Consider the following 25855-nt stretch of genomic DNA (forward strand, 5'->3'; position numbering starts at 1 on the left):
GGCCAGCCCTGAACCGCCGCGAACGGGTGGTGTACCTGGCCGCAGCCTGGTGCCTGTCCTACCCGGACGAGGAACTGGTGGGGCGGGTTCCCCTCATCAGGGCCGCGCTGTCCGAGTTTCCGGGAGCGCCGGCGGACTTCTCCCCGGTCCTGGACCTCCTCGAAGCCACCCCGCCCCTGGAACTGCAGGCACAGTACGTCCGAGAGTTCGACCTCGGCAGGCGGCACGCCCTGCACCTGAGCTACTGGACGGACGGGGACACCCGGCGCCGCGGCGAGGTGCTGGGCTCCTTCAAGGCGGCCTACCGGAGCAGCGGCGTCCTGGTGGACCTGGACGGGGAACTTCCGGATTACCTGCCCATGGTGCTGGAATTCGCCGCCAGGGTCGACGGCGGGGCCGGGCGGGAACTGCTGCAGCGGTACCGGGCCAGCCTGGAGATGCTGCGGCTCGGCCTGCTGCGGGACACCCTGCCGCACGCCGCTGTCCTGTCGGCCTTGTGCGCCACCTTGCCCGGAAAGTCGCCGCAGGACGAGCAGGAAGTGATGCGCATGGCCGGATTCGGTCCACCCACCGAAAGCGTGGGCCTGGACCCCTACGACCCGCGGCTGCTGCCGGTCAGGAAGGGCTGACCATGCCCGCACCCTGGATGGCGCTGGAGACGGAGCCCGCACCCGCCGTCGTCCTTAACGCCTGGGACATTGTCCTGTGGGGCGTCCTGCCGTACGTCATGGCGGTGGTGCTGGTGGGCGGCCTGGTGTGGCGCCACCGGTACGACCAGTTCGGCTGGACCACCCGGTCCTCCCAGCTGTACGAGTCCAGGCTCCTGCGGATCGCCTCCCCGCTGTTCCACTTCGGGTTGCTGGCTGTCATTGCCGGACACTTCTTCGGCCTGGTGATTCCGATGGCCTGGACGCAGGCGGTGGGCATGAGCCAGGAGTTCTACCACTTCAATGCCCTCCTGGTGGGCGGCATCGCGGGTGTCGCAACGCTTGGGGGAATCGCCCTGCTCATCTACCGGCGCCGGACCACCGGCCCCGTCTTCATGGCCACGACGAAGAACGACAAGACCATGTATGTGGTGCTGACCGCGGCCATCGTGTTCGGCCTGTGGACCACGCTGGCCAGCGTCTTCGAAGGTGAACACGGCCACAACTACCGCGAAACCGTGGCGCCCTGGTTCCGGTCATTGTTCATCTTCCAGCCGGACATCGCCGCCATGGCCGACGCGCCGTTCACGTTCCACCTGCACACGCTGGTGGGGATGGCACTCTTCGTCATCTGGCCGTTCACCCGCCTTGTGCATGCGTTTACCGCGCCCCTGCACTACCTGTTCCGCCCGTACATCGTCTACCGGTCGCGGGACAGGGAGACCAAAGGCAGGGGCTGGTCCGCCGTCGGCACGCCCGACAGGGACACCCGCAACCGCTGACCGGCGGGGCGTTTTCGATACGTGGTGAGGAGCAGGCAGTGGCCGGAACAATCCCGACACCAGGCACCGGGAGGGCGCTGAACAGCGGCAGGGCACTGAACCTGGCGCTGGCGACGGCGGCGTCCGTGGCAGGTTTCTGGGCGTGGAACTCGGTGGCAACCCTGGGGGCCTTCTACACGCAGAACCTCGAACTGAAGCCCGCCACCACGGGGGTCCTGGTGGCCATGCCGGTGTTCGTCGGATCGCTGGGACGGATAGTGGTGGGGACACTCACGGACAAGTACGGGGGCAGGGCCATGTTCACGTTTGTGCTGCTGGCCGCCATCCCGCCCATTCTGCTGGTGTCCGTGGGGGGCCTCCTCAGTTCCTTCGCCCTGGTACTCGGGGCAGGACTGGTGCTCGGCGTGGCAGGAACCGTTTTCGCCGTCGGGATTCCGTTCGTCAGCGCCTGGTATGTCCCCGCCCGGCGCGGCTTCGCCACCGGCGTCTTCGGGGCAGGAATGGGCGGGACGGCGCTGGCGGCGTTCCTCAACCCGCGGCTTGTCGCGGGGATCGGCTACTTCCCCACCCACCTGCTCATCGCCGGCGTCCTGGCCCTCATGGCCGCACTGGTCTGGTTCCTCATGAAGGAAGCCCCGGACTGGGCCCCCAACCACGCGCCGGTGCTGCCCAAGCTCCTGGACGCCGCCAGGACGGCCGTCACCTGGAAGATGTGCTTCCTGTACGCCGTGGTCTTCGGCGGCTTCGTGTCCTTTGCCACCTACCTGCCCACCTACCTGCGCGACGTCTACAGCTTCGACCCCGCCGGTGCCGGTGCCCGGACGGCGGGGTTCGCCCTTGCCGCCGTCCTCGCCCGTCCCGTGGGCGGGGTGCTGGCCGACAGGCTCGGCCCCAAGCCCGTGGTGCTGCTTGCCCTGGGAGCCGTGGCCCTCCTGGGCTGGCTGGTCAACCTGCGGCCCGACGGCGAGGTCCCGGCAGGTGCCACTTTCGTTGCCATGGCTGCGGCGCTGGGACTGGGAACGGGCGGCGTGTTCGCGTGGGTGGGCGTCCTCTCGCCGGCAGGAAAGATGGGCAGCATCAGCGGCATCGTGAGCGCCGCCGGCGGCCTGGGCGGCTACTTCCCCCCACTGGTCATGGGCGCCACGTACGACGCGGCGACGCGCAGCTATTCCATCGGGCTGCTCCTGCTGGTGGGCACCGCCCTCCTGGCCCTGGTGTTCACCCTCTTCGCAGTACAGCCCCGGGCCGGGGCGCCGGCGGTCCAGCGGGCCCAGTGATACCGCGGGGTCAGCGACTCAGCGGGCGCGGTAACGAAGGTACACCACGCCGTTGCCGAACCGCCGCTCGTCCAGCAGGTCCAGCCGTGCCTCCAGCCCCGCCGGCAGGAAGCGGAGGCCGCCGCCCACTGTGACGGGGTTGATAAACAGCTGGCACTCGTCCACCAGGCCGGCCTTCAGGGCGTGCGCGGCAAGAGTCGGGCCGCCGATGCTGATGTCCTTGTCTGCGGACTCCTTCAGGTCCCGCACCCGGTCCGGGAGGAACTGCCGCTCCAGCCGTGTCCGGGCGGTGGCCACGCTCCCCAGCGAGCTGGAGTACACCACCTTGTCCGCCCCACGCCAGAGGGCGGCGTAGTCCTTGATCACGGGGGGCTCATCCTGCGTTTCCATGGTTTCCCAAACGGACATCACCTCATACATCCGGCGCCCCAGCAGGTACGTGCCCACGCCCCGCTCCAGGTCGTTCACGAAGGCATGGATCTCTTCGTCCGGCGCCGACCAGGTAAAGTTGCCGTCCTTGTCCGCCGTGTAACCGTCCAGGGACATGATTGCGGAGTAGATCAGCTGCGCCATGGGCCCATTCTTCCGCCGGGAATCCCGTCTGGATAGGAACTGGTGGGTTTCTCCAGCCCTACTGCTTCACGAGCGCGTTGCCATAGCCTGCATCGCATTTGCCGTCATGGATAACGCCTGTCCCCGGTGCCACGGCGTAGTTGGCGGCCGGGTTGAAGACGGCGGTATTGACGTTTGTCACCCTCCCGGCGCATTCGTCGGCGGCACCGGCACTGACACCCTGACCACCGATCCACATGTCGATCCAGATGGTGGAGTTGGTTCCGTTCGCGTTGACGCCCTGGTGGCACGGCCCGTTCTGGGGATCGTTCCCGTCGCCGCAGGTGTCTTCGACGATGAAGTAACGGCGGACGTCCGGGAGATAGATACGGGTGCCGGCGGGAAAGTCCAGGACGTCCTGGCCTGTTGCGAGTGAGTGGCCCACCGCAATGGTGATGGGCTCCTCATACGTGCCTTTGCCGCCGGCCGTGGTGTGCAGCACGGGGTGGCTGATGGTGGCTGAACCGGCTGGGGTGTTGTCGTACCAGGTGTAGGCGGTGGTGTACGTGGTGGTGACAACCCGCTCCGGGGACGATGCCGCGGCTGGGGCCGGAGCTGCGGGCGCCACGGCAGGATGCGGGGCCGGGGGAAGGACCGGAGCGGCGGCGGGAGCCACCGCTGCTCCTGTGCCCGCTCCCGGGGCACCGGCGGCGGCCTGCGGGGCAGCAGCGGCAGCCGCAGGATCGGCGGTGGGAGCCTTGGGGGCAGGAGCAGCCTCTTCGGCCTTCTGAGCTTCAGCCGCTGCTGCTTCGGCGCGGGATGCCGCCGCAGCCTTTTCCGCGGCAACCCGCTGGGAGGCGCCCACCACGTCGGATGACACGTCGCCCCGGGTGCCGGCGCTGGCCTCAACACCTGCCGGGGCCGGGCTGGATGACTGTGCGGGGACACCGGGAGCAGCAGTGATGGCGCCACACGCGGTGGTGGCGAGGGCTGCCGAGAGCATACCGGCGGCGAGCAGATGGTTCCTGCGCATGGAAAACTAAGCCTCTTCATGGGAGTGCGGACGGGGCAGCGGCACGTCAGATGCCCTGCCCGGGCTGGGTCGCGGCCTGCGGAACGCAAGGCCCATGGGCCTGGGACTTACCACACGCAAGAGCATTCGGAGTGCTCCCCCAAGCGTGTGCGCCAACCGGTGACCTAAACGTTACTTTGTACCAAGCGCAACTGGCCAATCGGGGGGCATGCCGCGTGTCGGCCGGGTGAGGGGAAGGACAGTTCGGGAATTAAACAGAAAAGCCCCCGGAATCTCGGGAATTCCGGGGGCTTAGCCTGTAGCGGTGGGGAGGCTCGATCTCCCGACCTCACGATTATGAGTCGTGCGCTCTAACCAACTGAGCTACACCGCCACGAATGAGAAAAACCTGCGTCAAGCCGGTCAAACCGCCTTGACGCAGGCCCTCATTCAGAGCCCCCCACCGGAATCGATCCGGTGACCTCGTTCTTACCAAGAACGCGCTCTACCACTGAGCTAGGGGGGCAACGAGTAAATACTCTACCGGAAGATTTACGCACCAACAAATCGGCGCTCCAAGCGTTGAGAGGCCCGCAATATGCTGGGTTCCGCCTGGCGTAAAGACCGCATTTTCCGCGGAATTCCGGGGCTTTAAGGGCCCCACGAGGGGACCGGACGACGCCGGCAGGCGCCTTCCTTGGGCCCCCCACCACCGCGCCGGGCAGAGAATGTGTCCAGCCCCACATTCACTCCTGGGTTAAATGCTGATGGGCCGGCTCGAAAGCCGGCCCATCGCCGTCGTCAGTTGGTCAAACTGCGCGAAGGTTTACCACTTGCTCTTGCGGTTGAAGTCGCCGCCGCTGCGGGGCTTGCGGGAGCCGTCACCGTGGCCGCTGAAGGAACGCTCGGAACGCTCGCTGTACGAACGTCCGCCGCGGTCGGCGGAGGACCGCTCGCCGTCGTTCTTCCGGAATTCCTTCTTGAACCCGCCGTTGCCCTTGAAGTTGCCGCCGCGGCTGCCCTGGTAGGCGCCACGGTCACCGGAAGGCCTGCGGCCGTTGTCCAGTTCGAGGTGGATCAGCTCGCCGCCGATCCGGGTGCGGGACAGGGCGCGCAGTTGGTCTTGGCTCAGGTCCGCGGGCAGCTCCACCAGGGAGTGGTCCGAGCGGATGTCGATGCCGCCGATCTGGGCGGAGGAGATGCCACCCTCGTTGGCGATGGCGCCCACGATCGACCCGGGCATGACCCGCTGGCGCCGGCCCACCGCAATGCGGTAGGTGGCGTTGCCCTCGGTCAGGGCGCGGGTCGGCCCGCGGGAGCCGAAGCCGTCCTTGGAGCGTTCGCGCTTCTGGAACTCGGGAGCAGCAGGCAGTTCCTTGACCAGCAGCGGCTGCCCGCCCTGTGCCATGACGGCCAGGGCCGCAGCGATTTCTGCTGCCGGCACCTTGTGCTCTTCCTCGTAGGAAGCGATCAGGTCGCGGAACATCGCAACGTCCTCGGACTCGAGGGTCTCGGTGATGCGCTCGGCGAACTTGCCCAGGCGCAGCGTGTTCACGGTCTCGGCGGTGGGCAGGTGCATCTGCTCCACCGGCTGCCGGGTGGCCTTTTCGATGGCGCGGAGCAGGTACTTCTCACGCGGCGTCATGAACAGGATCGCGTCACCGTTGCGGCCCGCGCGGCCGGTGCGGCCGATCCGGTGCACGTAGGACTCGGTGTCGTGCGGGATGTCGTAGTTGACCACGTGGCTGATGCGCTCCACGTCCAGGCCGCGGGCGGCGACGTCGGTGGCCACCAGGATGTCGATGCGGCCTTCCTTCAGCGCGTCAACGGTGCGCTCACGCTGCTGCTGCGGGATGTCGCCGTTGATGGCGGCAGCCTGGAAACCGCGGGACTTCAGCTTGTCAGCCAGGTCCTCGGTGGCCATCTTGGTGCGCACGAAGGCGATGACGCCGTCGAATTCCTCAACCTCAAGGATGCGGGTCAGCGCGTCCAGCTTGTGCGGGCCCATGACCTGCAGGTAGCGCTGGCGGATATTGGTCCCCGTGGAGGTCTTGGTCTTGACCGAGATCTCGGCGGGATCGTTCAGGTACTGCTTGGACATCCGGCGGATCTGGCTGGGCATGGTGGCCGAGAACAGGGCAACCTGGCGGTCCTCGGGGGTCTGCTGGAAGATCTGCTCCACGTCTTCGGCGAAGCCCATGCGCAGCATCTCGTCGGCCTCGTCCAGCACCAGGTACTGGAGTTCGGACAGGTCAAGGGATCCCTTGGCGATGTGGTCGATCACGCGGCCGGGGGTGCCAACAACCACCTGGGCGCCGCGGCGCAGGCCGGCCAGCTGGGGACCGTAGGCGGAGCCGCCGTAGACGGGCAGCACGGTGAAGTCATCGATGTGCTTGGCGTAGGAGGTGAAGGCCTCGGCAACCTGCAGGGCCAGCTCACGGGTGGGGGCCAGGACCAGGGCCTGGGTTTTGCGGGACGGGCCGTTGAGGTCGTGGAGTTCGGCCAGGCGGGACAGTGCCGGCACTGCGAATGCTGCAGTCTTGCCGGTACCGGTCTGTGCCAGGCCCACTACGTCGCGGCCTTCGAGCAGCAGCGGGATGGTGGCTGCCTGGATGGGGGACGGCTTTTCGTATCCGACATCCTGCAGGGCGGCCAGGACGCGGCCGTCAATGCCGAGATCGGCGAACTTCACGGTGTTTTCGTCGTCGTTCTGCTCCGCAGCAGGAGCGGCAGTGTCAGCGGCGGCAACTTCGTCGGCGGCGTCCGTCACGGCAGCAGCGGGGGCTTCCTCAATGACGGCGGTGGTTTCGTTCAGGTTTTCGGGCATAGGGATATTCCTCATCCATAGGGGGCCAGGCGGCACTACCCAAGGTGAGCGGAGCCGCAGTACACGTGCCGATGGTGCCGGGCAAACGTTGACCGGCCGGTCACAGAAGTCCGGCGCTTTCGCAATCCCGTGGCAGGACTTCGCGCTGCATCTCTTGGCTGCTATCCCAGCAGTCTGTACAGCGTTTTCTTTAGCCGGCTCTCCCTATGAAAATGCCCGCATCGCTTGCGCGGGCCCCAACACTTGCCAGTCCTGCCTCAAAAATTGGGCAGGAATAAGGGATTTCCGGAGTGGGGGATGTTTCCAGTGTAGGGCACGGAGGTGCCTCAGCGTTAATCGGAACGGGCCACGGCGGCGGTGAGCTTGCGCACACGGGCCGCCCCGAGGGCGCTGCTACTCCCCCAGGCGCCGCAGCAGTGCCTGAAACTTGGTGTGGTATTCATCCTGGAGCCTGATCTCGCCGTCGGCCTCTGCACGGCGGAGCGCTTCGATGACGCCGGCGTCCGGCTCGCTGAACCACTTTCCGATGGTGATGCCGTGGCGCGGAACGAAAGTGCGTTCAATGGCGTCTCCGGCCTGGATGCTGCCGGTACGTATGACCCGCAGGTACGCCCCCACCCGCCCCTCCTCGGTGAACCGCTTCACCCACTGCGGTTCCTTCATCCGCCGCTGGAACGTGGCGCAGGGGGTTCGCGGGGACGTGACTTCGAGTTCGACGCCGGAGCCCAGTGTCCAGCGCTCCCCAATTACCGCATGGGTGGCCTCGATACCGGATACCCGCAGGTTCTCACCGAAGATGCCCGGCGGCAGCTCCCGTCCCAGGGCGGCCGCCCAGAAATCGGCGTCCGTCTGGGAATAGGCATAAACGGCCTGGTCCAAACCGCCATGGTGGGCCCGGTTGGCCTGGATGTCCCCGCGGAGGCCCAGCTTGTGCACCTTCACCGGACCAGCGGCCGGACGCTTGTCGATGGCCGTGACGCCCACGTTTCCCTGGTCCCCGACAAGCTGGTGGACGCGGCAGACGGCAAGGACGGAACCTGTTTGCATGGCATCAGTCTAGGGTTTTCCGGCAGGGTGCCCGGGCCGGGTGATGGGCAGTTCTCCACCACTGCCGGGAGGGGTTTGTGCTCGCAGGCGGAACCCGCAGGGACTACTCTGATTCGAGACTTGCATTGGGGTGCAGCGCTGGGCCCGGTTCGCGTGGACAAATGAAGGGGACGCCGTGGACTCGAACCAGAAAGATCCGGAAGAGGATGCCGGGAACGGGCCGTTGCCCGGGCCGGCCGGCGCCGGCAACACCGCCAAGCCGCCGCCCTGGCAGGTCCCCAAGCCGGACCTGCGTCCTGAGCTCCCCAACGAACCAGTTACCCCAGTAGACCCGTTTGCCCGTGAACGGGAGAAACAGCTCAACGATGCAGCGGCCCGGAAGAAGCGGTCCCAGCGGCGCACCATGGTGGTTGGCCTCGGCGTAACAGCGTTCCTGACCGGCACCATCACGGCGGTGATTGCCAGCAACGAGGACGACCCTGAGTACGCACAGGTCTGTTTCAATGACGAAACCGGCGAGCGCGTGGCGGAAACCAACTGCGACAGTTCCGCCAGCCGCAGTGGCGGCATTTATGCCTGGTACTTCTACTCGCGCGGGGCCAGCGTTCCGTGCATCGGCCAGAACCCGGCCTCAGCCCCCAACTACACAAGGACGGTACGCAACCTGTGGTTCCGCGGCATCCTGCCGCTGGCCGGCGCACTTCTGCTGACCGCCGCATTCTTCATCTCGGCGATCCAGATGTGGGACCCGGCGTACGGTGACACCCGGACCTTCGGCGTAGGCGGTGCCTTTGTGAGCGGCGTGGTGCTCGCCGCGGCCTGCCGGCTCCTCCCCGCCACCCGGGGCTACTTCCTGGGGACGAAATGACCAGGCGAAGAAATGAAGGATGACAAAGTGACGGCTGAAGAAATGACCGCTGAAGTCCTGGCCACCGGGGCGTCGGACGTCCTGGACCTGGACTCCCTGCTGTCGGCGGGGGAACTGGAGCTCCGGCAAAAGGTCCGCGACTTCACCCGGCAGCGGATCAAACCCGGCATCGCCCGCTGGTATGAGGATGCCGTTTTCCCCTTCGACCTGGCAACGGAACTGGGTGAGCTGGGCGTCCTGGGCATGCACTTGGACGGCTACGGCTGCCCGGGCCGGTCCGCCGTTGAATACGGCCTGGCAGCCATGGAATTGGAGGCCGGCGACTCCGGAATCCGTACCTTTGTGTCCGTCCAGGGCTCCCTCGCCATGACCGCCATCCACACCTGGGGCTCGGAGGAGCAAAAGCAGGAGTGGCTGCCCAGGATGGCCGCGGGCGAGGTGATCGGCTGCTTCGCGCTGACTGAACCGACCGCCGGTTCAGACCCTGCCTCCATGGCCACCTTCGCGCGGCGGGACGGCACCGAGGACGACGCCGGCTGGGTGCTGAACGGGGCCAAACGCTGGATCGGGCTGGCCTCCGTGGCCGGCGTGATGGTGGTGTGGGCCATGACGGACGACGGCGTGCACGGTTTCCTGGTACCGGCAGGAACCCCGGGCGTCACGGCGACACCCATCGCGCAGAAGCTGTCCATGCGCGCCTCCATCCAGTGCGATGTAGTGTTCGACGACGTCCGGCTGGGTCCCGAAGCCCTGCTGCCGGCGGCGCGGGGGCTGCGCGGCCCGTTCACCTGCCTGAGCGAGGCGCGGTACGGCATCGCATGGGGTGCCATGGGTGCAGCCCGGGATTCCTACGAGGCCGCACTGGCATACTCGATGGACCGGCTGCAGTTCGGCAAGCCGCTGGCCGGCTACCAGCTCACGCAGGAGAAGCTGGTGAACATGCTGCTGGAAATCCAGAAGGGCACCCTGCTGGCACTCCACCTTGGCCGGCTGAAAGACGCTGGAACCATCCGTCCGGAGCAGATTTCGCTGGGCAAGCTGAACAACGTCCGGGAGGCCATCGCGATCGCCCGGGAGGCGAGGTCAATCCTGGGCGGGAACGGCATCACCACGGACTACCCACCCCTGCGGCACGCCGCGAACCTCGAATCGGTCCGGACCTACGAAGGCACCGACGAAGTCCACACCCTCATCCTGGGCCGGCACATCACGGGCCTTGACGCCTTCCACTGAGATAGGCGCGGCCGGAAGGGCTCAGGCGGAGAAGCCGCCGTCGGCCTTGATCAGCTGCCCGGACACCCAGCGGCCAGCCGGCGAGAGCAGGAAGGCCACGGTTCCGGCGACGTCGGCAGGGGTGCCCAGGCGGCCGGTGGGCTGCTGGGCGGTGAGCTCGTCCCGGACATCCGGGGTCATCCACCCGGTGTCCACGGGGCCCGGGTTCAGGACGTTCGCGGAGATGCCCCGGGGTCCCAGTTCGCGGGCGGCCGCAATCACGATCCGGTCCAGGGCTCCCTTGGACGCGCCGTAGGGAAGGTTGAACGCGGTGTGGTCACTGGTCAGCGCAACGATCGCGCCGCCGTCGCCCGTGGCCTGCCGTGCGAAGGCGGCGATCAGCTGCCAGCTGGCGCGCGTGTTAACCGCAAAATGCCGGTCGAAGGATTCAACGGTGGTATCCAGCACCCCGGAATCCACCGACTCGGCATGGCTGAGCACCAGGCCCTGCAGGGCACCGGCCGCCTGCGCTGCCTCCGCCACGAGCCGGTCCGGCACGCCCGGATCCTGTAGATCGGCCGACAGGACGTGGACCTTGGCGCCGATGGCTTCGAGCTCCGCTGTCAGCCGGACCACGTCTTCGGGTTCACTCCCCCACGGCATGCGGGCGTCGTAGTCGGACCAGTAGGACAGCACCAGGTCCCAGCCGTCGGCCGCGAGCTGGCGCGCGATGCCTGCGCCGATGCCGGCCATCCGCCCCACGCCGGTAACCAGGGCAACGGGGCGGGCGGGGGCAGGTGCGTCGGGTTCCATCGGACCAGCCTAGCGGCCGGCTGGAGCACCGGCGTTCAGGCGGCCGCCGGTTCCGCGTCCCCCGCCGTGGCAGCCTCTGCCCGCTGCTTGCGGATGGTGGCGCTGATGACCGCGGCGATGGTGCACATGGCCGCCGCACCGAACCAGGCGTAGGTGTAGTGGCCGGTGGCGTCGCGGAGGGCGCCCGCGGCGATGGCGGCCGCAGCAGCTCCCAGCTGGTGCGCCGCAAAGACCCACCCGAACACCACACTGCCGTCAGCTCCGAACGTTTCGCGGCAGATGGCTGCCGTAGGTGGAACGGTGGCCACCCAGTCCAGGCCGTAGATCACAACGAACACGATCATGCTGGGCTGCACTTCGGCGTTCAGCAGCAGCGGGAGCACCAGCAGGCCGATCCCGCGGAACTGGTAGTAGACGGCAAGCAGGACGCGGGGATTGAAGCGGTCCGTCAGCCAGCCGGAGGCGATGGTGCCGATGATGTCGAAGATCCCGACGACGGCCAGCAGTCCCGCAGCAGCGGTTTCGGGCATTCCGTGGTCGTGTGCGGAGGGGATGAAATGGGTGCCGATCAGGCCGTTGGTGGTGGCGCCGCAGATGGCGAACCCGGCGGCCAGTGCCCAGAAGGTCCGGATTTTGCTGGCGCGGCGGAGGACCTGGAGGGCGCGGACGGCGGCGTTGGCGCGGGGCCCGCTGTCGTTGGCGCCGCTGGCGGCCTTCGGCTCTTCAGCTTCGAGGGCTGCAGGATCCGCACCGTACGGCAGGACCCCGACATCGGCCGGCGAGTTCTTGAGGAACTTCAGCACCAGCGGGACCACGGCCAGGGCACCGGCGGCGATGAGCAGGGACGCCTGACGCCAGCCGGGATCCTGGGCCAGGAGGGCGATGAACGGCAGGAAGACCAGTTGCCCGGCCGCGCTGCCGGCGGTGAGGATGCCAATCACCAGTCCGCGGCTTTTGGTGAACCAGGTGTTGGCGATGGTGGCGGCGAAGACCAGGGCCATGGAACCAGTCCCGAGTCCGATCAGCAGCCCCCACGTCAGCAGGATCTGCCAGGACTGGTTCACCAGCACGGTGAGGGCGCTGCCCATGCCGATCAGGACCAGGGCTGTCGCGGTGACGGCCCTGACGCCGAATCTTTCCATCAGTGCGGCGGCGAAGGGGGCTGTCAGGCCAAACAGCACCAGGTTGATGCTGACGGCTGCCGACAGGACCGTGGTTGACCAGCCGAACTCCTGCTGGAGCGGGACCATGAGGACGCCGGGGGCGGCCCGGAAGCCGGCGGCCCCCACCAGGGCCAGGAACGCCACGGCGGCGACGATCCAGGCGGGATGGAGCCGGCGGCGCTGTCCGGTGCCCGGTCCGGCGGTGGTTTCGGCGGCAACGTCAGCTGCCTTCTTCGGCACGGCACTCACGCGGCTGTTCCTTTCCCGGAAGCGGTGGACAACGGGACGGGCCGCTCTGACCGTGCGCGGCTGTGCCAGCTGGTGTTCGCGGCGGTGAGCCGTTCTCCGCATTCGGTGCAGGTGTCCGCCGAGCTGGTCACTTTCCCGCAGCCGGCGTGGATGACCTGGAGGTGGGCCTGCTCCGAGGGCGCGGGCAGGTGTTTCTCCGCCCAGATAGTCACCGCGTTCAGGACCGGGAGGGCGTCTTCACCCATGGGGGTGAGCACGTACTCCTGACGGGTGCGGCCGCCGTCGTCGTAGGCCTTTTTCTCCAGCAGCCCGGACTCCACCAGGCCTGCCAGCCGCTTGGTGAGGACCGAGTCGGCCACTTCCAGCCGGGCCTTCATCGCGTCAAAGCGGCCGTTGCCGAAGAAGACTTCACGCAGGACCAGGATGGACCAGGGGTCGCCCAGGATGTCCAGGCCACGCGCCATGCTGCAGCTGCGCTGGGACCAGTCGGATCGAAGAGGCATAGGGGAACCCTAGCTGACTTCTTTCAAGAAAGCCAGGGTTCCCCGGGGGCGGCTACGGGATGTTGGAGAAGGCCTGGTCCAGGTCCGCGATGAGGTCCTCCGCGTCCTCGATGCCGCAGGAGAGCCTCAGCAGGTTGACCGGGACGGCCAGCTCGGTGCCTTTGACCGAGGCGTGGGTCATTTCGGACGGATAGTTCATCAGCGATTCGATCCCGCCCAGGGACTCCGCCAGCGTGAACACGGAGGTGGACTCGGCCACCTTGCGGGCAGCTGCTTCACCGCCCTTGAACTGCACGGAGACCATGCCGCCGAACTTGCGCATCTGGCGCTTGGCCAGCTCGTGGCCCGGGTGCGTGGGCAGGCCCGGGTACAGCACGGCTTCCACCTCAGGACGTTCCAGCAGCCACTCCGCCACGGCCTGGCCGTTCTCGCTGTGCCGGTCCATGCGAACGCCCAGCGTTTTCAGGCCACGGGTGGTGAGGAACGCGTCCATGGGGCCGGACACAGCCCCAACGGCGAACTGGACGAAACCGATCTTTTCCGCCAGCTCTGAATCCTTGACCACGACGGCGCCGCCCACCACGTCGGAGTGGCCGCCGATGTATTTCGTGGTGGAGTGCACCACCACGTCGGCACCCAGGGCGAGCGGGTTCTGCAGGTACGGGGACGCGAAGGTGTTGTCGACCACCAGGAGGGCACCGGCGTCGTGGGCTATGTCCGCGAGCGCCACGATGTCGGTGATCTTCATCAGCGGGTTGGACGGCGTCTCCACCCAGACGAACCGGGTCTTGTGCGCTGCCACGGCGTGGCGGACCCGGTCCAAATTCGCCATGTCCACCGGTGTGTTGCCGATCCCCCAGTCTCCCAGCACGCGGTTGATCAGCCGGTAGGTACCGCCATACGCGTCGTTGCCGAGCACGATGTGGTCCCCGGGGCGGGTCAGTGCACGGATGAGGGCATCCTCGGCGGCAAGGCCTGAGCTGAAGCTGTACGCGTGCGTACCGAGTTCCAGCGCAGCGAGCTGTTCCTGCAGGGCGTCCCGGGTGGGGTTGCCGCCCCGGCCATACTCGTAGCCGCTGCGCAGGCCGCCGATGCCGTCCTGGGCATACGTGGAACTGAAGTGCAGCGGCGGGACCACGGCGCCGGTACGGGGCTCGAACGCCTGGCCGGCGTGCACGGCACGGGTGTTGAAACCCTGGTTTTCAGAGGCAGTCATGGGTGCTCCTTTACGGGGTAACGCAAATTAGTTGCTGAGGTAGGCCAGCAGGTCGTGCCGGGTGAGGATGCCCACGGGCGCGCCCACGAACGTGACCATCAGGGTGTCCGAGTCCGAGAGCAGTTCCCTGGCCGCGGAGATGGTTTCCAGTGATCCGATGACGGGCAGTTTGGGGCCCATGTGCTCGGAAATCTTGTCCGTGAGTTTCGCTTCGCCGCGGAACAGCTTGGCGGTCAGCGTCCGCTCATCGACGGCGCCGAGGACTTCGCCCATGACCACCGGCGGTTCCTGCGACAGGACCGGGATGTGGCTGACGCCGAACTCGGTCATGATGTTGATGACGTCGCGGACTGATTCGTTGGGGTGGATGTGCACCAGGTCCGGCAATTCGCCGTTCTTGGACTTGATGACCTCCCCCACCGAGGTTTCCTCGCCCCCGGAGAGGAAACCATAAGAGCGCATCCACTGGTCGTTGAAGATCTTGGCCAGGTAGCCGCGGCCCGAGTCGGGCAGGATGACGACGACGACGGCACTTTCCGGCAGATCGCGCGCCGCCTGCAATGCGGCTACTACGGCCATCCCCGAGGAGCCGCCCACCAGCAGGCCTTCTTCGCGCGCCAGTCGGCGGGTCATGGTGAAGGAGTCGGCGTCGCTGACCGCGATTACCTGGTCCGGGACGGACTTGTCGTAGTTCGCCGGCCACATGTCCTCGCCGACGCCCTCGACAAAGTAGGGGCGTCCGGTGCCGCCTGAGTAGACCGAACCTTCGGGGTCCGCGCCGATGATCCTGACCACACCGCCGTCGGACTCCGGCCGGTCAGCCGAAACTTCCTTGAGGTACCGCCCGGTGCCGGTGATGGTGCCGCCGGTGCCGGCGCCGATGACCACGTGCGTGACTTTGCCCTCGGTGTCCCGCCAGATCTCGGGACCGGTGGTCTTGTAGTGGCTGCCCGGGGCTGCCGGGTTGGAGAACTGGTCCGGCTTGAAGGCGCCCGGCGTCTCCCGGGTGATCCGGTCCGAAACGCCGTAGTAGCTTTGCGGGCTTTCCGGCGGGACCGACGTGGGGGTGACCACCACTTCGGCGCCATAGGCCTGCAGTACGGCCCGCTTGTCCTCGCCCACCTTGTCCGGGACCACGAAGACGCACTTGTAGCCCTTCTGCTGCGCCACCAGCGCCAGCCCCACACCGGTGTTCCCGGACGTCGGCTCCACAATGGTGCCGCCGGGCTTCAGCTTGCCGTCACGCTCGGCGTCCTCGATCATCTGCGCCGCGATGCGGTCCTTGATGGATCCGCCGGGGTTCAGGTACTCCACTTTGACCAGGACGGTGGCCTTGATGCCTTCCGTCACGTGGTTGAGTTTGATGAGCGGGGTGTTGCCGATGAGGTCCAGGATGGACTGGGCGTACTTCATAGGTACAAAGCTACCGCTTCCTGCACGCCCTTCCCCGTCCGGGGTGCGAGGATAGGCCGGTGAAGCAGTTCGCATGGCTGAAAGCCGCCCGGAGCTACCTGCTGCCCGGCGCGACCCTGGCGGCAGGTTTGGCCACCCTCGCCGCCGGCGCCCTCCCCGTCCGGGCTTTCGGTGAGTTGGCCGGGCGTACCCTTCCCATCCTGGCCTTCGTCCTGGCCATGTCCCTGGTCACGGAACTGGTGGACGAGGCAGGGCTGTTCCAGGTGGTGACGGACCGGCTGGCCGGGCTGGGCCGCGGACGGGTCTTCCTGCTGTGGCTCCTGGTGGTTGCGGTGGCCACGGTGTCCACGGTGTTCCTGTCCCTGGATACCACGGCGGTGCTGGTGACCCCGGTGGTGGTCCTGCTGGCCGTCCATGCCCGGATTCCGCCCCTGCCGTTCGCGTTGACCAGCATCTGGCTGGCCAATACCGCCTCGCTGCTGCTGCCGGTGTCCAACCTGACGAACCTCCTGGCGCAGGACCGGCTGGGCCTCAGTCCGTGGCGCTTCGCGGGGCTGGTGTGGGCTCCAGCCCTGGTTGGCCTGCTGGTTCCCCTTATCCTGCTGTGGCTGGCGTTCCGGCGGGACCTGCGCGGAACCTACGGGCCGCAGCCGGCGCATCCCGTCCGGGACCGCACCCTGCTGAAGGCTGCCGCAATCACACTCCTTGTCCTGTTGCCGGCCCTGGTGTCCGGTTTGCCGGTCCAATACCCGGCGCTGGCAGCCGCGGCCGTGCTGCTGGCGGGCTTCCTGCGCCGCCGGCCCTCCGCGCTCCGGTGGTCGATGGTCCCCTGGCGGCCGCTGATGTTGACGGTAGGCCTGTTCATGCTCATGGAAGCCCTGCACTCGCACGGCCTGACGGCGTTGCTGGCAGGCGTGGCGGGAACCGGTGACGGGCTGCCTGCCCTGCTGCAGCTGGCGGCCCTGGGCGCAGGCGCGGCCAACGCAGCAAACAACCTTCCCGCCTACCTGGCGCTGGAACCCGTGGCGGGGTCGCCGGCCAGGCTCGCCGCCCTTCTCATCGGGGTAAACCTCGGTCCGCTGGTGACTCCCTGGGCCTCTCTTGCCACGCTGCTGTGGCATGAGCGGCTCCGCGTGCTGAACGTCCCCATCAGGTGGGGCGGGTTCGCGGTTGCGGGGCTGGTGGCCGTGATACTGACGCTGCCGCTCGCCGTCCTTGCTCTTTGGGCGGCGTCCGGTATGCCCTGACGCCGCCGGGTTGCGGGTCAGCTGCCTGCGGCCTCGCCGCCGTCGCCGGCGGGCAGGTTCTGCCAGAGGCCCATGACGTTGCCCTCAGGGTCCCTGAAGTAGGCGGTGTAACCCATGCCCGGGATTTCGTTCCTGGGCATGACCACCGCGCCGCCCTGCTCCTCCACGCTTTTGAGCGTGGCGTTGATATCCGGCACATCGACCGTCACAACCGGGCCGGTGATCTGTCCTCCCCTGGCCATCATGCCGCCGTTGATGGCACCCGGCGCCGTGGGCTGGCCGGCATCATCCATGTCCGTGGTGATGACCATGCTGTAGTCCATGCCCGGGACGGGCTCAATCCGCCAACCGAGCACCTCCCGGTAGAACTTCCTGGCCCGCTTCTGGTCGTCAGCGGGGATCTCGAAATGCACTACGCCGCCCATGGCTGCCCTCCGTGTTTCTGTGGGTCGCAGTTCTTTTGGGCACCCCTGCGTGCCGGTTGCCCGGGTGCCACACGCGGCGATCCTAGCGCGGGGACGGGAAGCGGATAAGGGCCCATGGTCCCGCCGCTGTCGGCGGGGCGTGGGACGATGGAAGGCATGACGATCGCAGAGGCACCTCCCCGGCTGGCAGCCGCGGCGGACATGTCCCTGCGCTGGTATCCGGAGGCGCCATACAGCCTTTCCCGCACCCTCGCGCCCCTCCTGCGGGGCAACAGCGATCCCTCCTTTTGCGTGCAGGGGGACGTCATCTGGAACGCGTTCACCACGGCGGACGGTCCGGCCACCATGCGGCTCGCGCCCGCGGGCGGCGGGGACGCGGGCGGCCCGTTCGTGGACGTCCAGGCGTGGGGCCCGGGCGCCGCCGCCGCCACCAAGGCGGCGCCCCGGCTGTTGGGATCCGACGACGACTGGCAGGATTTCGATGACCCGGCTTTCCATGCCACGCTGCCGCGCATGGTCCGGGAAGCCCGGCGGCGCAGCCTGGCCGTCAGGCTCCCGTCAAGCGGCCGCATGGTGGACCAGCTGGTCCCAATCATCCTGGAGCAGAAGGTGACGGTCCTTGAGGCGCGGCGCGCCTACCGCTACCTGGTGCACCGGTTCGGGACCCCTGCACCCCGCGCCGGAATTTCCACGCCGCCCGGGCTGGTGGTGGCACCAGCGGCTGCGCAGTGGCTGCAGGTCCCCAGCTGGGAGTGGCACAAGGCAGGGGTGGGACCCCAGCGCTCGGCCACGGTGATGCGGGCGTTGCGCTCCGCCCCGGCGCTTGAACGCCTCGCTGCGGCGCCTGCGCTGGAGGCAGCTGCGAAGATGCAGGTGATCCCGGGCATCGGGGTCTGGACTGCGGCCGAAGTGGTGCAGCGTACCCACGGCTGTCCCGATTCGATTTCGGTCGGCGACTACCATCTCGCGGCCTACGTGGGCGCTGCGCTCACCGGGCGGAGGACCGACGACGCCGGGATGCTGCGGCTGCTCGAACCCTGGCGCGGGCACCGGCAGCGCGTAGTCCGGATGATCCAGTCCACCGGCTTCCGCAAACCCACGTTCGGCCCGAGGATGACCATCCAGGACCACCGGGCGCACTGACCTGCCTCCGGCGAGTTGCCGCACCCCCCCCGACCATGCACCCAGCCCTCCGGTGAATGCCGGGTAGCCCCAAACCCTCCTAAAACCGTTGCGTCTGCGCAAGTAATGAAAGAGACTGGCAGTACGGCTTCTGCTTGAGGAGAAACGATGCGTGCATTGACGGTAACTCCCGGAAAGAAAGACTCACTCAGCCTGCGCGAGGTTCCGGAGCCCGCGGAGGGGGACGGCGGCGTGCTGGTGGAGGCGCTGGCCGTGGGCCTGTGCGGAACCGACAGCGAAATCATCGCTGCGGATTACGGTGAGGCGCCCCCGGGCCAGGACTACCTGGTGCTGGGGCACGAGAACCTGGGCCGGGTGCTGGACGCTCCCCCGGACTGCGGACTGGCCAAGGGTGACCTGGTGGTGGGCATCGTCCGCAGGCCGGACCCGGAGCCCTGCAAAGCCTGCGCCGCCGGGGAATGGGACATGTGCCTCAACGGCAACTACACCGAGCACGGCATCAAGGGCCTCGACGGTTTTGCCCGGGAACATTGGCGGGCGGATGCGGAGGCAATGGTGAAGCTGGACCCCGACCTGGAGGACGTGGGCGTCCTGCTGGAGCCCACCACCATCGTGGCCAAGGCCTGGGAACAGATCAACCGGATCGGGAAGCGGGCCTTTTTCGATCCCCATACAGCCGTGGTGACCGGCGCGGGGCCCGTTGGGCTGCTTGCCGCCCTGCTGGGAGTCCAGCAGGGCCTGGACGTCCACGTCTTCGACGTCGTCACGGACGGACCCAAACCGCAGCTTGTCCGGGACCTGGGCGCCACCTACCACAGCGAACCGCTGCCGGATTCCGGAATCAAGCCCAACGTCCTGGTGGAATGCACCGGCGTCACTCCAGTGGTGCTGGAGGCCCTGACATGCCGGGCCCAGGACGCCGTCACCTGCCTGACCGGCGTGTCCGGAACGGGCAAGCAAACAGGGGTGGACGTGGGTGCGCTCAACCGTGAGGAAGTGCTGATGAACGGCGTGGTGTTCGGCAGCGTCAACGCCAACCGCCGCCACTACGACGCGGCCGCGCAGGCACTGGCGGCGGCGGACCGGGACTGGCTTCGGCGCCTGATCAGCCGCCGCCTTCCGCTGGAAAGCTACGCGGACGCCTTCAAACACCAGTCCGACGACGTCAAGGTGGTCCTGGACCTAAAGGCCACCGGTCATGGAAACCAGCAGCCATGACCACCCCGGCCGACTCACAGCAGACCGGCGGAACGCCCCTGCTCCCCTCCGGCAGGCAATACCGCATTTCCTTCGACAGCCAGACCGCCACGGTGACCGAAGTGGGCGGGGCACTGCGGGAATACCGCCAGGACGGGAGAGACCTGGTGGACGGGTACGGCCCGGAGGACACCTGCACCGGCGCCCGGGGGCAGTTACTGATCCCATGGCCCAACCGGATCAGGGGCGGCAGCTACCAGTGGGAAGGCCAACGCCTCCAGCTGGACCTGAGCGAACCGGACAAGGGCGGGGCGATCCATGGACTCACCCGCTGGCGGAACTGGACCGTCCTGGAACATACCCCGGACGCCATTTCCTTGGCGTACACCCTGCATGCCTGCCAGGGCTGGCCCTGGGTGCTTGACTGCCGGCTGGACTACCGGCTTGGCGCCGAGGGGCTCAGCGTCCGGACGACGGCGGTAAACCGGAGTCCCACGCCCTGCCCCTACGGCACGGGCGCGCACCCATACTTGAGCCTTGGTGTGCGGGGCGGGACCGGAGGCCCCGCCCCCGTCACCGGAGCGATCGACGCCGGCCTGGTGCAGGTGCCCGGGCGCACCTTCCTGCCGGTGGACGGGCGCGGCATTCCAACGGGACACGAGCGGGTGGACGGCACGGAGTATGACGTGAGGGAACTGCAGCAGCTGGGTGGCCGGCACATCGATGTGGCCTACACGGACCTGCTGCGGGATGAGGACGGGGTCGCCAGGGTGAAGCTGGTACACGCGGACCGCTCGTCAGGCGTGGAACTCTGGGTGGACAGGGCCTACCCCTACCTGGAAATCTTCACCGGCGATACCCTGCCGCAGCCGGACCGGCGGCGGACCGGGCTGGGAGTGGAACCAATGACCTGCGCCCCGGATGCCTTCAACTCCGGCGAAGGCCTGATCACGCTGGAACCCGGCCAGTCCCACAGCGCGGCATGGGGCATCAACCCCAACCCCGTGCTCCAGCCGTGAACGAAGCGTGCTCCGTTCCGTAGCACAACAACTATTGCGCTAACGCAAGTGTAGGCGTTGAATGATGAGTATGGGGTTGCCGCACCGGATGCCGGCCAGTTTAGATCCCGGCTCCCAACGTAAAGCGACCGTCGGAGGTCCCCTGGCCCCCGGCGGCGGCTGCGAAGGCCTCCAGGGCCGCGGCCAGCGCAGGGCGCCGGCCGGCAGGCATCCTCGACACCACCTCGGCAATAGCCTGCCGCCGGTGCTCCAGCACGGTATCCACCAGATCCCTGCCCTTCCTGCTCAACTCCAACCGGATGTACCGGCGGTCAGCCGGGTCCTCCCGCCGCTCAAGCAGACCGGCCATCACCAGCCGGTCACAAATGCGGGTGGCATTGGATGCATGCACGCCGAGTTCAGCGGCCACTCCGCCAAGGTTCTGGGGACCCCGGGAGTGAATCAGCACCAGCACCCGCAGTTGCGGGGTACTCACGACGTCCTCCACCTCAGCAACCGAGTGGGCCACAACCCGCAGGAGGACATCCGCCGCGCCCATCACTGCTTCGACCTCGCGGCTGGAGGGCACTCCGTTGGTTGCTGGGGAAATATCCATGACACCAGTTTCCTCCGATAGTTGATGCTCCGCAAAGGTTGCGGGTGCGCACGCGGTCCGCGGTGACGGGACCGCCCGGCAGAAAGGAAAAATCGTGAGAACACACCCCGCACAGCGAACCGTGGCGGAGACCGTCCACGGTATCGACCGGCTGGTCAGGAACGTTCAGACAGGCCGGTTTGAACGCTCGCTGTCGGCCCTGACCGCCGTCGGCGCCTTGGTCACGGCGGCGGAAATTTTCCTTGAGCATGACAAGGCGAGCTTCGGCAACAAATGGATGTGGGCCCCGGTTGCCCTGGGCCCATTGGGTGCGGCAGCGGGGGTTGCCGGAGTTTTCAGCCGCCGTATGGCCAAGACAGCCCTGCCGCTGGCCAGCGCGGCGATCGTGGCCAACGGCCTGCAGGGCACGTGGCTGCACCTGCGGGGCATCCGGCAGAAGCCGGGTGGCCTGTCCAACCTGCGCTACAACCTGGAGATGGGGCCGCCGCTGTTCGCACCGCTGCTGGTCACGATGGTAGGCGGCATGGGCTTGCTGGCGGCGGTCCTGAGGAGGGAACCGTGACCGGCCTCCCCCTGGCAGATGCCGATGGCGGCGGCCGTTACCCTGGTTTCAGTGCCCTCGCCCAGGCGCCGCACTGGGACCCGGTGACGGCCGCCGTCGTGCAGGGCAGGATGGCCCTGCCTCCGGACGTCCGCTTCTTCACCCCTGCGGAGGAAGCCGCGGCGCGGGCCCTCTTCGACCAGTTGCTGGACCAGCATGCCGAACCAAGGGTGCCGGTAGTGAACATGGTGGACGCGCGGCTGGCGGAAGATGAAACCGACGGCTGGCACTACGACAACATGCCCCGGGACGGTGCGGCCTGGCGCGCATCCCTCGGTGCACTCGACCGGGAGGCGCAGTCGCGGGAAGGCTGCACGTTCGCGTTGCTCCCACTGGACGGGCAGGCCAGGCTGCTGCAGGACATCTGCGACCGCGGCCAGGACCTTTGGCACGGCCTGCCGGCTGACCGGGTGTGGGGGTTGTGGACGCGGTACGCCTGCACCGCGTTCTACTCCCATCCCCTGGCGTGGGACGAGATCGGCTTCGCCGGTCCGGCCTATCCCCGCGGCTACAAGAACCTGGGTGTGGACCGGCTGGAACCGTTCGAAGTGCGGGACGTGCGGCCTGAAGCGGATCCGACCCGTAGGGCTGACAGATGAGCGGCCTCCGTGAGCGGAACGAATCTGCCTGGCTGCTGCCCGCGGGTCCAGGCACGAACTCGAAACTGCGGGACCGGATGCGCCGGTATGCCGACGACGATGAGGTGGACGTGGTCATTGTGGGCTGCGGTGCCGGGGGCGCCACCTTGCTCCAGCGCCTTGCACGCGCAGGCTGGCGGGCGGTGGGCCTGGACGCCGGCCCGTTCTGGGACCCCGAGCAGGACTGGGTGAGTGACGAAGCCGGCTCGCACCACCTGTACTGGACTGAGCCGCGGGTGATCGGCGGCTCAGACCCCGTGCCCCTGGGGTCGAACAATTCGGGCCGGGGCGTGGGCGGATCCATGGTGCATTTCGCCGGTTACACACCACGGTTCCATCCCAGCGATTTCCGTACCTTCAGTTGGGACGGGGTCGGAGCCGACTGGCCGCTGGAGTACGGGGAACTCCGGCCCTTCTACGAGGACATCGAGGCCGAACTTCCAGTCTCGGGCGAACGCTGGCCCTGGGGCGATCCGCACGGCTATCCGCACCGGCCGCACCCCGTCTCCGGGAACGGGGAACTTTTCCTGAGAGGCGCCAACGCCTGCGGGATCACCGCAAAGGTGGGTCCGGTGGCCATCGCCAACGGCCGCTTCGGCAACCGGCCGCACTGCATCTACCGGGGCTTCTGCCTCCAGGGCTGCAAAGTCAATGCCAAGGCCTCGCCGCTGATCACGCACGTCCCGGACGCCCTGGCCCACGGCGCCGAAATCCGCCCCGACTCCATGGCCACGCGGATCGGGTTCGACGAGCGTACCGGCCTGGCCACCGGCGTCGAATATGTCCGCGACGGAATCAACAGGTTCCAGCGCGCCCGCATTGTTGCCGTGGCAGGGTATTCGATCGAAACACCACGGCTCCTGCTCAACTCCACCTCGCCGCGCTTCCCGGAGGGCATGTGCAACGACTTTGACCAGGTGGGCCGGTACCTCATGGTGCAGGGCGCACCCCAAACCGCCGGGCGGTTCCAGGCCGAGGTGCGGATGTGGAAGGCGCCGCCCCCGGAAGTCAGCACGGAGGACTTCTACGAAACTGACCCGGCGAAGCCGTACAAGCGCGGATTCTCCATCCAGTGCGTCTCCCCGCTTCCCATCACGTGGGCGGAGCACGTGGCAGCACAGGGACACTGGGGCGCCGCGCTTCGGCGCTACATGAGCGACTACCCGCACTGGGCATGCCTGGGTGCCCTCTGCGAGTTCCTCCCCCTCCGGGAGAACAGGGTGACGCTGGCGGAGGAAACGGACCGCCATGGCATTCCCGTGGCCCGCTTCATCTACAGCCAGTGCGACAACGACCGGCAGCTGATGTCCGCGGCCCAGCAGGTCATGGAGCGGATCCTCACCGCCGCGGGAGCACAGGAAGTGATCACCATCAACCGCTACGCGCACCTGGTAGGTGGTGCACGGATGGCCGCGGGCGAGCAGGACGGGGTGGTGGACCGCAACCTGCGCAGTTTCGCGGTACCCAACCTCCTGGTCACCGACGGCAGCGTGCTGCCCACCCAAGGCAGCGCAAATCCCGCACTGACCATCATGGCGCTTGCGGCCCGTGCCGCGGGCGTCCTGGTCCAAGGTGCCCGCAGGGGCACCCCGATGAGCACGAAGGAAGACTGATCATGGCAACTACAGTGGCTGACTACCTGCTCTCCCGGCTGGGTGAGTGGGGTGTGGACAAGGTCTTCGGGTTCCCCGGAGACGGCATCAACGGCATCCTCGCAGCCTTCGGCAAAGCGGGGAACCAACCGAAATTCATCCAGGCCAGGCACGAGGAGATGGCCGCGTTCGAGGCGGTGGGCTACGCCAAGTTCGGCGACCGGGTGGCGGTGTGCATGGCCACCTCCGGGCCCGGGGCCATCCACCTGCTCAACGGGCTCTACGACGCCAAGCTGGACCACGTTCCGGTGGTGGCCATCGTGGGGCAGACCGCCCGCAGCGCCATGGGCGGCTCCTACCAGCAGGAGGTGGACCTGCTGACGCTGTTCAAGGACGTGGCCTCCGACTACGTCCAGATGGTCACCGTCCCGCAGCAGCTCCCCAATGTCCTGGACAGGGCCATCCGGATTGCCGATGCGCAGCGGGCCCCCACGGCCATCATCATCCCGGCGGATGTGCAGGAACTCGAATACGCCGCCCCCACCCACGAATTCAAGATGGTCCCCTCCAGCCTCGGCATCAAGTGGCCCGACATCGAGCCCGACAGCGCGGCCATCCGCGGTGCCGCCCAACTCCTCAACGAGGGCTCGAAAGTGGCCATCCTGATAGGCCAGGGTGCCCGGGAGGCGGCCGCCGAGGTGCGGGAAGTGGCGGAACTGCTGGGCGCGGGCGTGGCCAAGGCCCTGCTGGGCAAGGACTCCCTTCCCGATGACCTGCCGTACGTCACGGGCTCCATCGGGCTGCTTGGCACCAGGCCCAGCTACGAAATGATGCGTGACTGCGACACGCTGCTGACGGTGGGCTCCAGCTTCCCCTACACCCAGTTCCTTCCCGAGCCGGGACAGGCCCGGGGCGTGCAGATCGACGTTGACCCGAAAATGATCGGGCTGCGGTACACGAACGAATTCAACATCGTGGCCGACGCCCGCACAGCGTTGCGGGCACTGATCCCGCACCTGGACCGGAAGCAGGACCGCTCCTGGCAGGAGGGCCTGCAGTCCTCCATCAGCCGGTGGTGGGAAACCATGCATGACGAGGCCATGGTCAGCGCGGATCCCGTCAACCCCATGCGCCTCTTTGCCGAGCTCTCCACCCGCCTGCCCATGAACGCCATGCTGAGCGCGGACTCGGGGTCATCAGCCAACTGGTATGCCCGGCAGCTGAAGTTCCGCGGCGAAGTCCGGGGCTCACTGTCTGGAAACCTCGCCACCATGGGCCCCGGCGTTCCCTATGCCATCGGGGCGAAGTTCGCCCATCCCGGGCGCCCCGCCATCGCTTTCGCAGGCGACGGGGCCATGCAGATGAACGGCCTTGCCGAGATGATCACCGTCAAGCACTACTGGCCCGAATGGGACGATCCCCGCCTGGTGGTGGCCGTCCTCCACAACAACGACCTCAACCAGGTCACCTGGGAAATGCGGGCCATGGGCGGGGTTCCGGCCTTCCGTGAATCGCAGGCCCTCCCGGACGTGGACTACGCCGGGTTCGCCGAAAGCCTGGGGCTGCAGGGCATCCACGTGCACAACCCCGACGACGTGGGGCCGGCCTGGGAGAAAGCCCTCGCCGCGGACAGGCCAACCCTCCTGGACGTGCGGACCGACCCCAACATCCCGCCCATCCCGCCGCACGCCACCCTGGAGCAGGCAAGGAAGACGGCAGAAGCCATGGTCCAGGGCGATGACAGCGCCTGGGGCGTGGTGAAGGAAGGGGTCAAGACCAAAATCCAGGAATTCCTGCCGCACAAGGAGGGCTGAACC

24 protein-coding genes and 2 tRNA genes are annotated in these 25855 nt (G+C 67.7%); 13 read left to right on the forward strand and 13 right to left on the reverse strand.

The features are described 5' to 3' along the window. Positions 1–8: 8 nt before the first annotated feature. Genes narJ through AB0313_RS05015 form a run of 3 tightly spaced genes read left to right on the forward strand, consistent with a single transcriptional unit; the run spans position 9 to position 2706 of the window. On the forward strand, positions 9–629 hold the full coding sequence (narJ, locus tag AB0313_RS05005) for a nitrate reductase molybdenum cofactor assembly chaperone (RefSeq protein WP_366304254.1): 621 nt from the start codon (positions 9–11) through the stop codon (positions 627–629). A 17-nt stretch (positions 630–646) separates the two neighbouring features. After that, positions 647–1429: a respiratory nitrate reductase subunit gamma gene (narI, locus tag AB0313_RS05010; RefSeq protein ID WP_366304256.1), complete on the forward strand. Its 783-nt coding sequence runs from the start codon at positions 647–649 to the stop codon at positions 1427–1429. Positions 1430–1467: 38 nt separating this feature from the next. After that, complete coding sequence (locus AB0313_RS05015) at positions 1468–2706, forward strand: MFS transporter (RefSeq protein WP_366303992.1); 1239 nt, start codon at positions 1468–1470, stop codon at positions 2704–2706. 18 nt (positions 2707–2724) lie between these two features. On the opposite strand, the gene AB0313_RS05020 is transcribed toward AB0313_RS05015, so the two are convergent. The 6 genes from AB0313_RS05020 to AB0313_RS05045 form a co-directional block, all read right to left on the reverse strand. Further along, positions 2725–3279, reverse strand: coding sequence for a dihydrofolate reductase family protein (locus AB0313_RS05020; RefSeq protein WP_366303994.1), 555 nt, complete (start codon positions 3277–3279; stop codon positions 2725–2727). Positions 3280–3337: 58 nt separating this feature from the next. After that, positions 3338–4291, reverse strand: a complete 954-nt coding sequence (locus AB0313_RS05025; RefSeq protein ID WP_366303996.1) for a hypothetical protein — start codon at positions 4289–4291, stop codon at positions 3338–3340. A gap of 299 nt (positions 4292–4590) precedes the next feature. Then, positions 4591–4664: transfer RNA gene (locus AB0313_RS05030), tRNA-Met, on the reverse strand. Between the two features lie 60 nt (positions 4665–4724). Then, a tRNA-Thr gene (locus AB0313_RS05035) sits at positions 4725–4796 on the reverse strand. Positions 4797–5096: 300 nt separating this feature from the next. Then, entirely contained in the window at positions 5097–7097 is a 2001-nt protein-coding gene (locus tag AB0313_RS05040; RefSeq protein WP_307304469.1) for a DEAD/DEAH box helicase, read from the reverse strand. Positions 7098–7490: 393 nt separating this feature from the next. Continuing rightward, positions 7491–8144, reverse strand: coding sequence for an MOSC domain-containing protein (locus AB0313_RS05045; protein ID WP_307304471.1), 654 nt, complete (start codon positions 8142–8144; stop codon positions 7491–7493). A 223-nt stretch (positions 8145–8367) separates the two neighbouring features. Between AB0313_RS05045 and AB0313_RS05050 the strand changes: the two genes are divergently transcribed. Then, entirely contained in the window at positions 8368–9012 is a 645-nt protein-coding gene (locus AB0313_RS05050; RefSeq protein ID WP_366304258.1) for a hypothetical protein, read from the forward strand. A 42-nt stretch (positions 9013–9054) separates the two neighbouring features. After that, the gene (locus tag AB0313_RS05055) at positions 9055–10245 is read left to right on the forward strand and encodes an acyl-CoA dehydrogenase family protein (protein WP_366304260.1); all 1191 of its coding nucleotides are present in this window, start codon (positions 9055–9057) and stop codon (positions 10243–10245) included. A 21-nt stretch (positions 10246–10266) separates the two neighbouring features. On the opposite strand, the gene AB0313_RS05060 is transcribed toward AB0313_RS05055, so the two are convergent. The 5 genes from AB0313_RS05060 to AB0313_RS05080 are packed head-to-tail and all read right to left on the reverse strand — an operon-like array spanning position 10267 to position 15581. Then, entirely contained in the window at positions 10267–11037 is a 771-nt protein-coding gene (locus AB0313_RS05060) for an SDR family oxidoreductase (protein WP_366303999.1), read from the reverse strand. 35 nt (positions 11038–11072) lie between these two features. Continuing rightward, entirely contained in the window at positions 11073–12440 is a 1368-nt protein-coding gene (locus AB0313_RS05065) for an MFS transporter (RefSeq protein WP_366304262.1), read from the reverse strand. Between the two features lie 5 nt (positions 12441–12445). Next, positions 12446–12952 (reverse strand): helix-turn-helix domain-containing protein, encoded by a 507-nt coding sequence (locus AB0313_RS05070; protein WP_141942786.1) that lies wholly within the window; start codon positions 12950–12952, stop codon positions 12446–12448. Positions 12953–13004: 52 nt separating this feature from the next. After that, positions 13005–14168, reverse strand: coding sequence for a cystathionine gamma-synthase (locus AB0313_RS05075; protein ID WP_141942788.1), 1164 nt, complete (start codon positions 14166–14168; stop codon positions 13005–13007). A 27-nt stretch (positions 14169–14195) separates the two neighbouring features. After that, positions 14196–15581 (reverse strand): cystathionine beta-synthase, encoded by a 1386-nt coding sequence (locus tag AB0313_RS05080; RefSeq protein WP_366304001.1) that lies wholly within the window; start codon positions 15579–15581, stop codon positions 14196–14198. 59 nt (positions 15582–15640) lie between these two features. Between AB0313_RS05080 and AB0313_RS05085 the strand changes: the two genes are divergently transcribed. Then, a complete protein-coding gene (locus AB0313_RS05085; RefSeq protein WP_366304003.1) occupies positions 15641–16828 on the forward strand; it encodes an SLC13 family permease in 1188 nt (395 codons plus the stop codon). Between the two features lie 17 nt (positions 16829–16845). Here the strand turns inward: AB0313_RS05085 and AB0313_RS05090 are convergent, their stop codons facing one another. Beyond that, on the reverse strand, positions 16846–17253 hold the full coding sequence (locus AB0313_RS05090; RefSeq protein ID WP_141942794.1) for a VOC family protein: 408 nt from the start codon (positions 17251–17253) through the stop codon (positions 16846–16848). A 156-nt stretch (positions 17254–17409) separates the two neighbouring features. Here AB0313_RS05090 and AB0313_RS05095 point away from each other — a divergent pair, with 156 nt between their 5' ends. From AB0313_RS05095 to AB0313_RS05105, 3 genes are all read left to right on the forward strand, one after another. Further along, positions 17410–18396 (forward strand): 3-methyladenine DNA glycosylase, encoded by a 987-nt coding sequence (locus AB0313_RS05095; RefSeq protein ID WP_366304006.1) that lies wholly within the window; start codon positions 17410–17412, stop codon positions 18394–18396. A 147-nt stretch (positions 18397–18543) separates the two neighbouring features. Further along, on the forward strand, positions 18544–19614 hold the full coding sequence (locus AB0313_RS05100; protein ID WP_141942798.1) for a glucose 1-dehydrogenase: 1071 nt from the start codon (positions 18544–18546) through the stop codon (positions 19612–19614). Continuing rightward, positions 19611–20612 (forward strand): aldose 1-epimerase family protein, encoded by a 1002-nt coding sequence (locus tag AB0313_RS05105; RefSeq protein WP_366304008.1) that lies wholly within the window; start codon positions 19611–19613, stop codon positions 20610–20612. The genes AB0313_RS05100 and AB0313_RS05105 overlap by 4 nt, the downstream gene beginning before the upstream one ends. A gap of 100 nt (positions 20613–20712) precedes the next feature. Here AB0313_RS05105 and AB0313_RS05110 read toward each other — a convergent pair whose 3' ends face one another. Further along, positions 20713–21207: a MarR family transcriptional regulator gene (locus AB0313_RS05110; RefSeq protein WP_366304010.1), complete on the reverse strand. Its 495-nt coding sequence runs from the start codon at positions 21205–21207 to the stop codon at positions 20713–20715. Between the two features lie 94 nt (positions 21208–21301). Between AB0313_RS05110 and AB0313_RS05115 the strand changes: the two genes are divergently transcribed. The 4 genes from AB0313_RS05115 to AB0313_RS05130 are packed head-to-tail and all read left to right on the forward strand — an operon-like array spanning position 21302 to position 25852. Beyond that, entirely contained in the window at positions 21302–21769 is a 468-nt protein-coding gene (locus AB0313_RS05115) for a hypothetical protein (protein WP_222116071.1), read from the forward strand. Next, positions 21766–22407, forward strand: coding sequence for a gluconate 2-dehydrogenase subunit 3 family protein (locus tag AB0313_RS05120; protein WP_307304497.1), 642 nt, complete (start codon positions 21766–21768; stop codon positions 22405–22407). The genes AB0313_RS05115 and AB0313_RS05120 overlap by 4 nt, the downstream gene beginning before the upstream one ends. Further along, positions 22404–24059, forward strand: a complete 1656-nt coding sequence (locus AB0313_RS05125) for a GMC family oxidoreductase (RefSeq protein ID WP_366304013.1) — start codon at positions 22404–22406, stop codon at positions 24057–24059. The genes AB0313_RS05120 and AB0313_RS05125 overlap by 4 nt, the downstream gene beginning before the upstream one ends. A 2-nt stretch (positions 24060–24061) precedes the next feature. Next, positions 24062–25852, forward strand: coding sequence for a thiamine pyrophosphate-requiring protein (locus tag AB0313_RS05130; RefSeq protein ID WP_366304015.1), 1791 nt, complete (start codon positions 24062–24064; stop codon positions 25850–25852). The last annotated feature ends 3 nt before the right edge of the window (positions 25853–25855 follow it).

It is taken from the genome of Pseudarthrobacter sp. NPDC080039, assembly GCF_040702335.1.
Lineage (GTDB): Bacteria > Actinomycetota > Actinomycetes > Actinomycetales > Micrococcaceae > Arthrobacter > Arthrobacter enclensis_A.

Bases quoted from the DNA above. Each gene is read 5' to 3' on its own strand.
- AB0313_RS05070 (WP_141942786.1), bottom strand. From the start codon at position 12,952: ATGCCTCTTCGATCCGACTGGTCCCAGCGCAGCTGCAGCATGGCGCGT.
- AB0313_RS05090 (WP_141942794.1), bottom strand. From the start codon at position 17,253: ATGGGCGGCGTAGTGCATTTCGAGATCCCCGCTGACGACCAGAAGCGG.
- AB0313_RS05045 (WP_307304471.1), bottom strand. From the start codon at position 8,144: ATGCAAACAGGTTCCGTCCTTGCCGTCTGCCGCGTCCACCAGCTTGTC.
- AB0313_RS05100 (WP_141942798.1), top strand. From the start codon at position 18,544: ATGCGTGCATTGACGGTAACTCCCGGAAAGAAAGACTCACTCAGCCTG.
- AB0313_RS05055 (WP_366304260.1), top strand. From the start codon at position 9,055: ATGACCGCTGAAGTCCTGGCCACCGGGGCGTCGGACGTCCTGGACCTG.
- AB0313_RS05020 (WP_366303994.1), bottom strand. From the start codon at position 3,279: ATGGCGCAGCTGATCTACTCCGCAATCATGTCCCTGGACGGTTACACG.
- AB0313_RS05060 (WP_366303999.1), bottom strand. From the start codon at position 11,037: ATGGAACCCGACGCACCTGCCCCCGCCCGCCCCGTTGCCCTGGTTACC.
- AB0313_RS05095 (WP_366304006.1), top strand. From the start codon at position 17,410: ATGACGATCGCAGAGGCACCTCCCCGGCTGGCAGCCGCGGCGGACATG.
- AB0313_RS05080 (WP_366304001.1), bottom strand. From the start codon at position 15,581: ATGAAGTACGCCCAGTCCATCCTGGACCTCATCGGCAACACCCCGCTC.
- AB0313_RS05110 (WP_366304010.1), bottom strand. From the start codon at position 21,207: ATGGATATTTCCCCAGCAACCAACGGAGTGCCCTCCAGCCGCGAGGTC.
- AB0313_RS05075 (WP_141942788.1), bottom strand. From the start codon at position 14,168: ATGACTGCCTCTGAAAACCAGGGTTTCAACACCCGTGCCGTGCACGCC.
- AB0313_RS05125 (WP_366304013.1), top strand. From the start codon at position 22,404: ATGAGCGGCCTCCGTGAGCGGAACGAATCTGCCTGGCTGCTGCCCGCG.
- AB0313_RS05025 (WP_366303996.1), bottom strand. From the start codon at position 4,291: ATGCGCAGGAACCATCTGCTCGCCGCCGGTATGCTCTCGGCAGCCCTC.
- AB0313_RS05040 (WP_307304469.1), bottom strand. From the start codon at position 7,097: ATGCCCGAAAACCTGAACGAAACCACCGCCGTCATTGAGGAAGCCCCC.
- AB0313_RS05130 (WP_366304015.1), top strand. From the start codon at position 24,062: ATGGCAACTACAGTGGCTGACTACCTGCTCTCCCGGCTGGGTGAGTGG.
- narI (WP_366304256.1), top strand. From the start codon at position 647: ATGGCGCTGGAGACGGAGCCCGCACCCGCCGTCGTCCTTAACGCCTGG.
- AB0313_RS05105 (WP_366304008.1), top strand. From the start codon at position 19,611: ATGACCACCCCGGCCGACTCACAGCAGACCGGCGGAACGCCCCTGCTC.